We start from the raw sequence: 13,680 nt of genomic DNA on the forward strand, positions 1-13,680 counted from the left end.
ACGTCTTTATTCTCGCCGCAGCCGGCTTCCATCATGTCAGCTGAAACAACCGCCGTTTCCGTCGTCACCAACGCCCAGCGCCTCGTCGCCAAAGTCGGCTCGTCGCTGGTCACCAACGAAGGCCGAGGCCTGGACCGCGCCGCCGTGGCGCATTGGGCCGCGCAGATCGCCGCCCTGCACAAGCAAGGCAAGCAGATCGTGCTGGTCTCCAGCGGCGCCATCGCCGAAGGCATGGCCCGCCTTGGCTGGCGCAAGCGCCCTTCGGTCATGCACGAATTGCAGGCCGCAGCAGCAGTGGGCCAGATGGGTCTTTGCCAGGCCTATGAGGCGGCCTTTGCCGAGTACGGCCTGCGCACCGCCCAGATCCTGCTGACGCACGAAGACCTGGCCGACCGCCACCGCTACCTGAACGCGCGCAGCACGCTGTTCGCGCTGCTGCGCCTGGGTGTGGTGCCGATCGTGAACGAAAATGACACGGTGGTCACCGACGAAATCCGGCTGGGCGACAACGACACGCTGGGCGCACTCGTCACCAACCTGATCGAAGCCGACACGCTGATCATCCTGACGGATCAACGCGGCCTGTACGACTCCGACCCGCGCAAGAATCCCGACGCCAAGTTCATGTCGCACGCACAGGCCGGCGACCCCGCCCTGGAAGCCATGGCCGGCGGCGCCGGCAGCGGCATCGGCACCGGCGGCATGCTGACCAAGGTGCTCGCGGCCAAGCGCGCCGCGCACAGCGGCGCCCATACCGTGATCGCATCCGGCCGCGAGCGCAACGTGCTCACGCGCCTGGCCCAAGGCGAATGCATAGGCAGCGAATTGCGCGCCGTGCTGCCGGTGTGGTCTGCACGCAAGCAATGGCTGGCCGACCATCTGCGACTGCGTGGCCGCGTGGTGCTGGACGACGGCGCCGTGCAGGCCCTGCTGCGCGAAGGCAAGAGCCTGCTGCCCATCGGCGTGACCGAAGTGGACGGCGAGTTCGGCCGCGGCGACGTGGTCGCTTGCGTCGACAGCCAAGGGCGCGAATGCGCTCGGGGCTTGATCAATTACTCATCGGCCGACACCCGCCGCATTCTGCGCCAACCTTCGTCGCAGATCGCGCGCATCCTGGGCAGCATGACTGAGCCCGAGCTCATGCATCGAGACAACCTGGTCGTGCTCTGAGGCCGCTTGCCCGGCCTTCCGGTAGCAGGATGTAGCCCCATCCGCGCACGGCCAGTACGGGCAATTCGATATTGAGGCTGCGCGCCTTGCTGCGCAGCCGCGACAACAACACATCCACTCGCCGCGCCCCGTCCTGGGAGGCGCGCGCGCCGACCGGCATGAAGCATTCCCGGCGCAAACAGTAGCCGGGTGCGTTCAACAAGCGGACAAAAAAAGCACGCTCCGCCGCCGTTAACGGCAGTCTCTCTCCGGCAGGTCCGGACAGCGCGCTCGCGCTGGAATCGACCCGCCAAGGCAAGGCGGCAGGCGACGAGCGACGGTACAGGTTACGCAGCATGGCGTCCCATTCCAAAGGATCCATGCCGGCCGACACGCACACGTCCGCGCCGGCATCCAGTGCGGCAATACGTTCGGACGTATTGGCAGCCACCGCCCGCCAGACTAGCGCCACGGACGGTGCTGCGCCACGCAGCATCGAGATGGTATCCGACACGCCCTGCGCGGCCCCGTCCAGCACCAGCACGTCGGCGCCGTGGGCACGCAGATCGTCAAGCAAGACCGCGCAAGAATCGAAGACGCGGACCTGCCAACACATTAGGCGTAACGCCTTGGCGAGATCCTCGGTCGCCGTGTCGTCAAACCGCAGGACGAGCACGCTGCCCCGTTTCTCCATGCTCCTACCCCCCCATAAATATCACTTATGTAATATTTATAACCACCAAAGAATGTAACCAGCAAGCTTCAATCGCCCTGTGAAAACATTCTCAGACCGGCTGAAGCATGCCCGCTTGCTGCGTGGCCACACGCAAAAGGCTCTCGCGCGTCTGGCGCGCATCTCGCAAAGCGCTATCGGCAGCTACGAAAGCGGCCTGCGGCATTCAAGCCGCTCGGCCCGCAAGCTGGCGCAAGTCCTGAAAGTCGAGGCCGAATGGCTGGAAACCGGCAAGGGCCCCATGGAACTGCCCGTGGAAGGCTACGACCTCAGCAATACGCTTCCCTCACCGGGTGTGGCGGAACCCCAGCCACGCCCCGGCATGCGGCCGCGCCCCATGGCGCCCTGGCCCTTCCCGAACATTTCGCCCTCGCAGTTCGAGTCGCTTACGCCTGAAGACCGCCTGGTGCTCGAATCCATTACGCAGGCCTTCATCGAAAAGACGATACTGGTCCGCCGCGGCGCGAAGACGCGCGGGCGCAAGCTGGGCTGATCGCGGCCTGCCCCATAGTGCAGACGAAAAAAAGCCCGGCATGCCGGGCTTTCTTTATCGCTGTACCAACTCAGGGCTTGGCAGCGGGGGCCGGAGCAGCTCCGCCCGCTGGCGGCACGGCTGCGTCGCCACGGATCTTGGCGGCAATTTCCGAAGCGGCTTGGGCCGACTGCACGCCAAAGGCCAGCACGCCGCGGTTCAACGGCTCACCGATGAGCGGAGCGGCGACCAGTTCCTGGTCGATGACGAGCGCCAGCATGTTGCCGACGTTCTTGGAGCTGACGTCATTGAGCTTGCGGGCGCCGGCTTCCGAGAAGCGCAGGCCGACGAAGTTCTGGCCCTGACGGTCCACCAGCGCGGCGGCGTCGGTCAGGTCGGCACGCGTCAGGACGGGCACGGTTTGCATGTACAGCTTGCCATCGGGCAAGGCGATTTCGCGCAGGCCCGCGGCGGGCTGCTTCTGCGCCAGATAGAAGTCCACCGATGCCGCGGTGGCGGCAGGCTTGGTGGCCTCTTGGCCAGCTTGCGGCGTGGCCGTGTCGCCGGACGTCTTAGTCGGGGCGGTCTTGCAACCCGCTAGCGCCAACGTCACGACTACAAGGGCGGGCGCCAATTTGCGTAGGTTCAGTTGCATGCTCGATTCCTTCTTAAGTGGACTAAGACCAGGCGATGCGACTTCATCCCCGGTACTGGGAAAAGTGTACAGAACCTGAATGACAGTGTCGCCCCAGTCTGAATCCAATTGTAAAGCTGTAATACCAGCTCCCGCCTGCACTGGCTGACGCGGCGCAGCAGCCGGGCGATTCGTCGGAACGCGCGCCAGCCTCTATACTTCGCTTTCGCGCAGGGGTACTCGTCCCGCCTACATGGCCGGACGTGTTGAGAGAGTCCCTTCGTACCAGTACGGATAATGCCGATGCTGGGAGCCGTATTCCCGCCATGCGTCCTTGCGCGCGCGGCGGGAATTCCTTCCCGATCGGCTCCAACCACTCGCTTGGAGCTTTCCATGAACGCCAATCCCAAATTCCTGGCCGCCACCGCCGAAGTCGACGCCGCGGCCGTCGCGCCGTTGCCCAAATCCCGCCGGGTCTATGAAGTGGGCTCGCGCCCCGACATCCGCGTGCCGTTCCGTGAAATCGAACAGGACGACACCCCGACGATGTTCGGCGGCGAGAAAAACCCGCCCTTGACGGTCTACGACTGCAGCGGCCCCTACACCGACCCCGAAGCCAAGATCGACATCCGCCGCGGCCTGCCCGAACTGCGCCGCGCCTGGATCGAAGAGCGCGGCGACACGGAAGTGCTGTCGGGCCCGACCAGCGACTACGGCAAGGAACGCCTGACCGATCCCAAGCTGACGGCCATGCGCTTCGACCTGCAGCGCCCGCCGCGCCGCGCCAAGTCCGGCGCCAACGTGTCGCAGATGCATTACGCCCGTCGCGGCATCATCACGCCGGAAATGGAATTTGTGGCGATCCGCGAAAGCCTGCGCCGCGAGCACTATCTGCAGACGTTGCGCGACAGCGGCCCCGACGGCGAGAAAATGGTCAAGCGGCTGCTGCGCCAGCACCCCGGCCAATCGTTCGGCGCTTCGATTCCCGCCGCCATCACTCCCGAGTTCGTGCGTGACGAGATCGCGCGCGGCCGCGCCATCATTCCCGCCAACATCAACCACCCGGAAGTGGAACCGATGGCCATCGGCCGCAATTTCCTGGTGAAGATCAATGCCAACATCGGCAACTCCGCCGTCAGTTCCAGCATAGGCGAGGAAGTGGAAAAGATGACGTGGGCGATCCGCTGGGGCGGCGACACGGTCATGGACTTGTCCACCGGCAAGCACATCCACGAAACGCGCGAATGGATCATCCGCAACTCGCCCGTGCCCATCGGCACCGTGCCGATCTACCAGGCGCTGGAGAAAGTGGACGGCAAGGCCGAGGAACTGACCTGGGAGATCTTCCGCGACACGCTGATCGAGCAGGCCCAGCAAGGCGTGGACTACTTCACCATCCACGCCGGCGTGCGCCTGCCCTTCATCCCGATGACCGCCGACCGCATGACGGGCATCGTCTCGCGCGGCGGCTCCATCATGGCCAAGTGGTGTCTGGCGCATCACAAGGAGAGCTTCCTCTACGAACGCTTCGAGGAAATCTGCGAAATCATGAAGGCCTACGACGTCAGCTTCTCGCTGGGCGACGGCCTGCGCCCGGGCTCGGGCTACGACGCCAATGACGAGGCGCAGTTCGCCGAGCTGAAGACACTGGGCGAACTGACTCAAGTGGCATGGAAGCATGACGTGCAGGTCATGATCGAAGGCCCGGGCCATGTACCGATGCAGATGATCAAGGAAAACATGGAGCTGCAGCTGGAACACTGCCACGAGGCGCCGTTCTACACGCTGGGCCCGCTGACCACCGACATCGCGCCCGGCTACGATCACATCACCTCCGGCATCGGCGCCGCGCTGATCGGCTGGTACGGCACGGCGATGCTCTGTTACGTGACCCCCAAGGAACACCTGGGCCTGCCAAACAAGAAGGACGTGAAGGACGGCATCATCACCTACAAGATCGCAGCCCATGCGGCCGACCTCGCCAAGGGCCATCCGGGCGCGGCGATCCGCGACAACGCCCTGTCCAAGGCACGCTTCGAGTTCCGCTGGGACGACCAGTTCAACCTCGGCCTGGACCCGGACACCGCCAAGGAATTCCACGACGAGACGCTGCCGAAGGACTCGATGAAGGTGGCGCACTTCTGCTCGATGTGCGGCCCGCACTTCTGCTCGATGAAGATCACGCAGGATGTACGGGATTATGCGGCGGCTCAGGGGGTCAGTGAGAAGGATGCGCTGCGGAAGGGGATGGAGGAGAAGTCCATCGAGTTCGTTAAGAAGGGGGCCGAGGTTTATCATCGGCAGTGATGTTGTTCTTGTGACGGGTGTTGGTTCTTAAGACGCCCGTCACGTCGAGGGCCTGCCATGCGCGGGGCAACGATTGCGGTCCGGAGCCTTCGCTCCGGACTGCCCCATCGTCATCCTCGTCCTCGCCTTCGGCGACTCCTACGGATTCCCTCGGGCTTATCGACGCCCCGCGCATGGCAGGCCTCCGACGCGACAGGCTCTGCTATTGAATCTTCACGGACGCTGGGGCGAACGGTGTGCTTGGCGTTCTCGCCACCGGTGGGGGTGGGCGAGGATCTTGCGGGGCCCGCCCCCGGCCGGCCGCCCGGGCGGCCTTTGGGGGCTTACGCGGTGTCTCGCGTCGGATGATGACGCTGCGCGCTGGTGGAGAGTGCGTGGAGGCGGACAGGAAGGGGGAGCGTGTAAGGGTCCGGTCGTGGGCTACTTGTGCTGGACGCTGGGGTTCTTGCTCGGAGCCTACCCATCCCACGGAAGCGTCGTGAGGCGCCAAACGTTCGCCATTTCAACTCCACCACCCGATGGGCGGCGCGCGAGAGGACTGCGTGCGCAAGCTTCCGTCCAACGCGCGCCACCCATCACCGCCCCCAAAAAAACGGCGACAACCACTAGCAAACCGCTCGTCGCATTCGCGCCAGCGCATCCATCACGACGCACGCGAGCGCGCATGCTCATTACGGCCGCCCGGGCGGCCGCAATGAGCGGGCCCCGCAAGACTCGCCATTGAACACGGCTCTGGCGCCGCAACAAGCCAAGACGCAGATAGCACGGCGGTGCGGGCGGCATGGCGGCGAGCAACCTCGATGCGCCCGAGGGAATCTGAAGGAACCGCCGAAGGCGGTGACGAAGATGACGACGGGGCAGTCCGGAGCGAACGCTCCGGACCGCAATCGTGGGCGCTCGCCGCCATGCCGCCCGCGCCGCCGTGCGGCCTACGAAGCTTCGCTCATACAAACCGAGCGGCACCCCACAAGGCTACGCTCAAAAACGTCCCAAAAAACTACAGCAATTTCCCAGGATTCATAATCCCCGCAGGATCCAACACAGCCTTGATTTCCCGCATCAACCGCAGCTCCAGCGCATCCTTGCTGTGCAGGAAATGGTCCCGCTTCAACTGCCCGATCCCGTGCTCGGCAGAAATACTCCCGCCGTAACGATTTACCTCATCCAACACCGCGTCCGTGATCGCCTCCCCATGCACAGCGACCCAATCGCGGTCCGCGCCGGCCGGGCGCGACAGGTTGTAGTGCAGGTTGCCGTCGCCGAAATGGCCGAAGATGAAGGGGCGGATGTCCGGGTACAGCGCGCGCACGCGCGCTTCGGCGGACTCCATGAAGTCGGGGATGCGCTCGATCGGCAATGACACGTCGTGCTTCAGGTGGGGACCGTCGGCGCGTTGCGCCTCCGAGATTTCCTCACGCAGCTTCCACAGCGCCTGCAACTGGGCCAGCGACGCGGACACCGCCGCGTCCAGGCACAGACCGCGTTCCAGCGCCGTGCCGATGACGTTCTCCACCAGACCGTTCAGCGCCGCTTCGTCCGCAGTGTCCGCCAACTCCACCAGCACATAGGCGGGGTAGCGCTGCCCGAACGGTTCCTGCACCCCTGCGGCGTGCGCCAGCACCAGATCCAGGCAATCCCCCGAGAAATACTCGAATGCCTGCAGGCGCGCACCGCATTGTTCGAACAGGATTTCGAACAATTGCAGCGCCTGCGCCGGCGACTCGACGGCCGCCAGCACCACCGAGCGCACGTCAGTGCGCGGGAACAGACGCAGGGCGACTGCGGTAATGACGCCCAGCGTGCCTTCGGAGCCGATCAGCAATTGCTTGAGGTCGTAGCCGGTGTTGTCTTTGCGCAGGGTGCGCAGGCCGTGAAAAATCTCGCCCGTGGGCAATACGGCCTCCAGGCCCAACACCAGCTCACGCGCCATGCCATAGCGGACCACGTTCACGCCGCCCGCGTTCGTGGCCACGTTACCGCCGATCTGGCTGGAGTCTTCCGCCGCAAGGCTCAGCGGCAGCAGGCGGCCGGCGTCTTGCGCGGCGCGGCGCAGGTTGCCCAGGATGGCGCCGGCTTCGGCCACCATGGTGTTGGCGATGGTATCGATGGAACGCACCGCGTTCATGCGGTCCAGGCTCAGCACCACATTGGCTACGCCGCCATCCGGCGTGGCGCCGCCGCACAGGCCGGTGTTGCCGCCGCGCGGGACCACCGGCACGCCGGCCTCCTGGCAGAGCGCCAGGCAGGTGGCGACCTCGGCGGTCGTGCGCGGACGCACCACCGCCTGGGCATTGCCCTTGTACAGACCGCGCCAATCGGACAGCCAGGGCGCGATGTCCGCTTCGGCGGTAATGACGGTGTCGGGACCCAGGGCCTGGACCAGGCGTTGCGTAAAGTCGGATGCGCTCATGATGTCTGCCTTGCGGCGGGAGAGAGTAGATCGAGTTGCAGGCGGCTGGCCGCCTGCTGTAAGTGGCGGGCGGCGGCATGCCGAGCCCGTTCGGGATCGCGCGCGCGAATGGCCTCGAAGACGGCCACGTGTTCCTGGTGCACGGCAGCCGTCAGGCCCGCCTGCAGGCGGCTATTGCTGCGCGCGGTGCTGACGGCCAGGCGGAGTTGCAGGTTCAGGTACTGCAACAAGTCTTGGTAGCAGCTGTTGTGGGTAGCGGCGGCAATGGCGCGGTGAAAGGCGATGTCGTGTTCCACGCCCCGCTCCGGATCTTCCAGGTGCGACTCCAGGTCCGCCAAGGCGCGCGCCATGGCAGTCAGGTCCGCGTCGTCGCGCCGTTGCGCCGCCAGCGCGGCCGCGCCGCCTTCCAGTTCCATGCGCAATTCGTACACGCCGGCCAGTTGCTTGCGGTCCACGGCGATGCCTGCGGACAGCTGGAAGCCCTGCGCGCCCGTGCGCGACAGCACGGTGCTGCCAGATCCCTGCCGGCTCTGGATCAAACCCTGGGCGCGCAAGCGCTCGGTAGCCTCGCGGATGACCGCGGCACTGACGCCGTATTGCTCGGCCAGGACGCGCCCCGCAGGCAGCTTGGCGCCGACGGGATAGGCGCCGCCAGCGATATCGGCGGCTATCTGGCGGGCGACCTGTTCGGTCAGCGTGAGGCTCTTGGTCAACATTGGCGCATTATAGACATACTTTTCAGGTTATCTGATAACTTTTTGGCTGCGAATTACATTGCTTTCGAGTGGAACAAGAAGGCTGCGCGGTCCCGCTGGGGGTTGCTCAGGCCACGGCGGGTTCGCCGCCGGGCACGATCTTCTCGACCTCTTCGACCCCGGCCACGGCGCAGCAGCGTCCGCCCTGCGCCTTGGCGCGATAGAGCGCGGCATCGGCGGAATGCAGCGCCGCCTCGGGACTGCGATTGGCACCCGAAACGATGGAAATACCGATGGACAGCCCCACGTTGACCCGCGTGCCGTCCATCAGCGTGATCGGCTGCGAGACATCGTGCAGCAGATGTTCGCCCAAACGCAGGGCGGCCGTGGCGTCGATGCCGGTCACCAGCACGATGAATTCGTCGCCGCCGATCCGCGCCGCCACGTCGTCCACCCGGAGCATGGACCGCATGCGTTGGGCGATGGTTGTCAGCACCTGGTCGCCGGCGGCATGGCCATAGGTGTCGTTGATGAGCTTGAAGTCATCCATGTCCATATAGAGCAGGGCCGCGGAGCTGTCCTGGCCGCGCGCGCTGGTGCAGACGCGCTCCAGCGCGGCCTGCAGGCCGGCACGGTTGGCCAGGCCGGTCAGCGCGTCCTGGCTGGCGCGGCGTTCGCTGTCGCGTTCGGCCAGCATGGTGGACACCAGGATGCGATTGAGCCGGTGCGAAGCAATGCTCATGCTGACCAGATAGAACGGAATCTGGATGAAGACGATGGCGGTGACGTATTCGCCCGTGAAAGCCGCGCCCAGGCACATGGGCCCCAGGCTCAGGAAGATCATGGCGCCGACCAGCCGCGGCGCGCCATAGTTGCGAAAGCAGATGCCGCCCGCCATGGCGCCGCAGGACACGCCGGCCAGTGTGGCAGCCAGCCAGTCGCCATTGATGAATGTGACGAAGACCCCATAGCCCACGCTGAACGCCCACAGCAATGCCAGCAGGATATAGATATCGGTATGGGTGTTCCCGCCCCTGGGCGCGGCGCGCAGGGCGGACCGCAGGATCAGAACGCGCACCACCGCCAACAGCACCTCCATCGCCAGCCATGACAGGTAGAGCGGTTCGGGACGGCGCCAGGCGACCACGCCGGCGATCATGAGGGTATTGATGACGCCGCCGGCAAAAATAGGCAGCGTGCCGAACAAGCTGGCGATCAGCGCCGAGCGGATGTCCGCAGGGGTATCGTGCCCGGAATGCGTCAGCCAACGCGTCAGGCGCCATTTGGGCAAACTGAACTTCAGTGCTGTATCCACGCGGTCACGTCCCTGGCCATCTACCCGCTTTCGGGTAGGCTGGCTGGCGTTATAGCAGGTATTTCAAGCCTTTAATATTGTCCGCGGGGCCAATCCCGGGCGCTGGATCAGTGTCCGCGATGGCCGCAGACCGCGCATTCGGGATCGCGCTGGACGTTGACGCTGCGCCATTGCATGGTGCGCACGTCCAGCCAAAGCAGGCGGCCCGACAGGCTTTCGCCCACGCCGGACAGCAGCTTGAGGGCCTCGGCGGCCTGCATGCTGCCGATGATGCCGACGACCGGAGCGAAGACGCCCATCGTCGCGCAATTGGCTTGCTCGACGTCGTCGCCTTCCGGAAACAGGCAGTGGTAACAGGGCGCGTTATCGTCACGCAGGTCATAGACGCTGACCTGGCCGTCGAAGCGGATCGCGGCGCCGGAAACCAGCGGCTTGCGGTGCTGCACGCAGGCGCGGTTGATGGCGTGACGGGTGGCGAAGTTATCGGTGCAGTCCAGCACCAGGTCCGCCTGCGCGACGGCGTCGGACAGCGCCTGGCCTTCAAGCCGTTCAACCCGGGCATGGACCCGCGTTTGTGGATTGAAGGCCGCCAACATATCGCGTCCGGATTCCGCCTTGTGACGGCCGACGCTGGCGCTAGTGTGCAGGATCTGGCGTTGGAGGTTGCTCAGCTCGACGACGTCGTCGTCGGCCAGGGTGATGTCGCCCACGCCGGCGGTGGCCAGGTAGAGCGCGGCGGGAGAACCCAGTCCACCCGCCCCCACGATGAGCACACGCGCCGCCAGCAGTTTTTCCTGCCCTTCGATTCCCAGCTCGTCGAGCAGGATGTGGCGGGCGTAGCGCAGCAGTTGCTCGTCGTTCATTTGTCCTTGTTGGGCTCGACTCCGGTCGGCGTGATCTTCATGCGCTGGGGCACACCGCCGCCGGCCTTGGCATCCGCCTTGGCCTGGGCGCGGGCCGAACCCTTCTGCACCGGCTTGCCAGCCAGCACGTTCAAGGCCTGTTGCAGCTGGAAGTCATCCTTGCCGCCGAATTCAAACACCTTGGCCGGCACGTCGACGTTGTCTTCGCCAGCGCTGGACTTCACTTCGTTGGCCGTCTGCTGGTTGGACAGGTGGCGCTGCAGGTCGGCTTCGCGCGGCAGGCGGAACAGATCGCCTTCGGCCGTGTCGGCCACGACGTAGTCAGGCTCGATGCCGGTGGCCTGAATGGAGCGGCCGCTGGGCGTGAAGTAGCGCGAGGTGGTGAGCTTGACCGCGGTGGTTTCGGACAAGGGCAGGATCACCTGCACCGAGCCCTTGCCGAAAGTGCGGTTGCCCAGGACCTTGGCGCGTTTGTGGTCCTGCAAGGCTCCGGCCACGATCTCGGAGGCCGAGGCAGAGCCCACGTTCACCAGCACCACCATCGGCACCGTCTTGGTCCAGGCCGGCAGGCCGGCAAGGTAGTTGCTTTCGCCGCGTGCGTACTCCGACGGCGTGGCCAGGTACTTGTGGCGGGCGTCCGGGGTACGGCCGTCGGTGGTCACCACCACCGAGTCGGGCGGCAGGAACGCGCCGGACACGCCGATGGCGCTGGTCAGCAGGCCGCCCGGGTCGTTGCGCAGGTCCAGCACCAGGCCCTTGGGAGCTTCCTTGGCGCCCAGGTCCTTCAATTGCTTGGCCAGGTCGGAGCCCGTCTTTTCCTGGAACTGGGCGACGCGGACGTAGCCGATGCCGTTGTCCAGCATCTTGCTGCGCACGCTGCGCACCTTGATGATGTCGCGCACGATCTTCAGCACGATGGGCTGGGGACGGTCGGCGCGCATGATGGTCAGCGTGATCGGCGACTTGGGCGCGCCACGCATGAGCTTGACCGCGTCGTTGAGCGTCATGCCCTTGGTGGGCGTGTCGTCGATCTTGATGATGAGGTCGCCGGCCATGACGCCCGCGCGGGCGGCAGGCGTGTCTTCGATGGGCGAGATCACCTTCACGAAGCCGTCTTCCGCGCCGACCTCGATACCCAGGCCGCCGAACTCGCCTTGAGTGGCCGTCTGCATTTCGCGGAACGCGTCGGCATCCAGGTAGGCGGAGTGCGGATCCAGGTTCGACACCATGCCGGAAATGGCGTTGTCGATCAGGGTCTTGTCGTCGACTGCCTCGACGTAGTTGTTCTTGATGGCGGCGAACACGTTGCTCAGCTGCCTGAGCTCGTCCAGGGGCAAGGGGCTGCCGCGCTGGGCGACGGCCGTCACCCCTACGCTGAGCAAAACACCAGCCACCGCACCGATGGCAATCAGACCGAAACCGCGAAACTTACGAGTGCCCATGCACACTTCCCGAATTTTGTTTTCGCCGATGGGGTTTGGTAATTACCAACGACATCAATCTACTGCGCCAGCCATTGTGCCGGATCCACAGGAGCGCCACGATGGCGAATTTCAAAGTATAGGCCGGATTCCACTTGGCCGCCGGTTGCTCCTACCGTAGCAATAGTATCGCCACCCGTCACCGAATCTCCCACCCGTTTGAGCAGACTTTGGTTGTAAGCATAGACGGTCAGGTACTGCTGCCCATGATCCACAATGATGAGGTTGCCAAAACCACGCAGCCAATCGGCGTAGACCACCGTGCCCGGGGCCACCACCTTGACCGGCGTGCCCTCGGGCGCGCGCAGCACCACGCCGCGCCATACGCCGCCATCCGGACGATCGACCCCGAAACGCCCCTGTATCTGTCCGCGCACCGGCATGGAAAGTCCGTGGCGCAAGCCGTTGCCGCCGCCCACCGCCGGCGCGGCGCGCGCGCTCTGGGTCTGCTGGGCAGGCTCGATACGGGTTGGAGCGGGATTCTCCTGGACAGGTTCCGCCTTTTTGGGCGGTTCCGCGGGTTTGGCCGCAGGCGGCGGTTCGGGCGTGGTCAACCGGGACTGCTTCTGCTCGGCCGGACGCAGTCCGGCGGCATCCGGGTCGGCCACCGCGACCGGGCCGCGGTTCTGGCGGCTGGCGGCCTCGACCTGCTCACGCGCCTGAGCGGCATCGCGGGCCTCGCGGGCATCCCGCTCGCGCTTGGCGTTGTCGGCGGCAAGCTTGCGGTCGGCCTCGGCTTTCTTGCGGGCATCCTCGGCGGCGCGGCGCTCGGCGTCGGCGCGCTTTTTGGCTTCTTCGGCGGCGCGGCGCGCCTCTTCCGCCCGGCGGACTTCCTCGGCCCGCTTGCGGGCTTCCTCGAGGCGGCGGGCCTCCTCGATCTGCTTGGCGATGGCCGCGTCCAGATCGGTGATGAGCCGCGACAGACGCTGGTCGTCGCGTCCCAGCTTGTTGGCTTCTGCGCGCTGGGCGGCAATCTGCCCTTCCAACTGCGCCAGCAGCGTGGCCCGCTCCTTCTGCTGACCGACGAGCGCGGTCTTTTGCTCGGAGGTTTCCGCCACGACCTTTTCGATCTCGGCCCGGCGGGCGTCGGCGCGCTCCTGCAGGGCAGCCAGGCGCTCGATATCGGCGCGCAAGGCCTGCACGGCGCTGGCGCGGGCCTGAGACACGTAATCCAGATAGCCCAGGTTGCGCCCCAACACCTGGGGATCGTCACCGGACAGCAGGGCCGTCCAGGGCGACAAGCCGCTGGTGTATTGAGTGCGCAGTTGCTCGGCCAGTTCCGTGCGGCGCTTGGCCAGCACGACCTGTTGCGCGCCGATCTGCTTTTCCAGGCTAGTCAGGTCTGCCTGCGCCTGGCGGTTGGCCTCGGCCAGTTCCCGCAGACGCAGATTGATCTTGGAAATGGCCGATTCGGACTGCTTGAGCGCGTCGGCCGCTTCCTTGCGGGCAGCCTCGCGGTCGTCGATATCCTTTTGCAGGTTCTCGATGCGATCGCGCAAGGCGGCCTGCTGCTTTTCCGCGTCCGACTGGCGGCCGGCGAGGTCGTTGGGCGCGGCGCGAGCCGACAGCGCCCCACCGGTCAGCATGACCGCCAACAACAACCCTGCCGCGCGACGCATAG

General features: G+C 65.7%; 11 protein-coding genes. 3 read left to right on the forward strand and 8 right to left on the reverse strand.

Annotation, left to right across the window (positions count from 1 at the left end):
- The first annotated feature begins 33 nt into the window (after nt 1-33).
- Nucleotides 34-1,170 (forward strand): glutamate 5-kinase, encoded by a 1,137-nt coding sequence (gene proB, locus VCS63_RS00890; protein WP_042796159.1) that lies wholly within the window; start codon nt 34-36, stop codon nt 1,168-1,170.
- Here proB and VCS63_RS00895 read toward each other — a convergent pair.
- Nucleotides 1,139-1,843, reverse strand: coding sequence for a transcriptional regulator (locus VCS63_RS00895; RefSeq protein WP_112966730.1), 705 nt, complete (start codon nt 1,841-1,843; stop codon nt 1,139-1,141). The two genes, proB and VCS63_RS00895, sit on opposite strands and share 32 nt — an antisense overlap.
- A gap of 79 nt (nt 1,844-1,922) precedes the next feature.
- Between VCS63_RS00895 and VCS63_RS00900 the strand changes: the two genes are divergently transcribed.
- Entirely contained in the window at nt 1,923-2,375 is a 453-nt protein-coding gene (locus tag VCS63_RS00900; protein ID WP_063641384.1) for a helix-turn-helix domain-containing protein, read from the forward strand.
- 70 nt (nt 2,376-2,445) lie between these two features.
- Here VCS63_RS00900 and VCS63_RS00905 read toward each other — a convergent pair whose 3' ends face one another.
- Nucleotides 2,446-3,009, reverse strand: a complete 564-nt coding sequence (locus VCS63_RS00905; protein WP_063641385.1) for a SecDF P1 head subdomain-containing protein — start codon at nt 3,007-3,009, stop codon at nt 2,446-2,448.
- A 372-nt stretch (nt 3,010-3,381) separates the two neighbouring features.
- On the opposite strand from VCS63_RS00905, the gene thiC reads away from it, so the two are divergent.
- Nucleotides 3,382-5,295: a phosphomethylpyrimidine synthase ThiC gene (gene thiC / locus VCS63_RS00910; RefSeq protein WP_323878045.1), complete on the forward strand. Its 1,914-nt coding sequence runs from the start codon at nt 3,382-3,384 to the stop codon at nt 5,293-5,295.
- Nucleotides 5,296-6,292: 997 nt separating this feature from the next.
- Here thiC and VCS63_RS00915 read toward each other — a convergent pair.
- The 6 genes from VCS63_RS00915 to VCS63_RS00940 all read right to left on the reverse strand — a co-directional run bounded on the left by VCS63_RS00915 (nt 6,293) and on the right by VCS63_RS00940 (nt 13,678).
- Nucleotides 6,293-7,705: an FAD-binding oxidoreductase gene (locus VCS63_RS00915; RefSeq protein WP_042796155.1), complete on the reverse strand. Its 1,413-nt coding sequence runs from the start codon at nt 7,703-7,705 to the stop codon at nt 6,293-6,295.
- On the reverse strand, nt 7,702-8,421 hold the full coding sequence (locus VCS63_RS00920; protein WP_042796154.1) for a FadR/GntR family transcriptional regulator: 720 nt from the start codon (nt 8,419-8,421) through the stop codon (nt 7,702-7,704). The genes VCS63_RS00915 and VCS63_RS00920 overlap by 4 nt, the downstream gene beginning before the upstream one ends.
- Before the next feature lie 106 nt (nt 8,422-8,527).
- Nucleotides 8,528-9,715, reverse strand: a complete 1,188-nt coding sequence (locus VCS63_RS00925; RefSeq protein WP_042796153.1) for a GGDEF domain-containing protein — start codon at nt 9,713-9,715, stop codon at nt 8,528-8,530.
- A gap of 107 nt (nt 9,716-9,822) precedes the next feature.
- A complete protein-coding gene (locus tag VCS63_RS00930) occupies nt 9,823-10,578 on the reverse strand; it encodes a HesA/MoeB/ThiF family protein (protein ID WP_042796152.1) in 756 nt (251 codons plus the stop codon).
- The gene (locus VCS63_RS00935) at nt 10,575-12,020 is read right to left on the reverse strand and encodes a S41 family peptidase (protein WP_042796151.1); all 1,446 of its coding nucleotides are present in this window, start codon (nt 12,018-12,020) and stop codon (nt 10,575-10,577) included. Before VCS63_RS00935 ends, VCS63_RS00930 begins: the two co-directional genes overlap by 4 nt.
- Nucleotides 12,021-12,079: 59 nt before the next feature.
- A complete protein-coding gene (locus tag VCS63_RS00940) occupies nt 12,080-13,678 on the reverse strand; it encodes a peptidoglycan DD-metalloendopeptidase family protein (RefSeq protein WP_063641390.1) in 1,599 nt (532 codons plus the stop codon).
- Nucleotides 13,679-13,680: the final 2 nt, after the last annotated feature.

This window comes from Achromobacter sp. D10 (genome assembly GCF_035282245.1).
Taxonomy (GTDB): Bacteria; Pseudomonadota; Gammaproteobacteria; order Burkholderiales; family Burkholderiaceae_B; genus Achromobacter; species Achromobacter insolitus.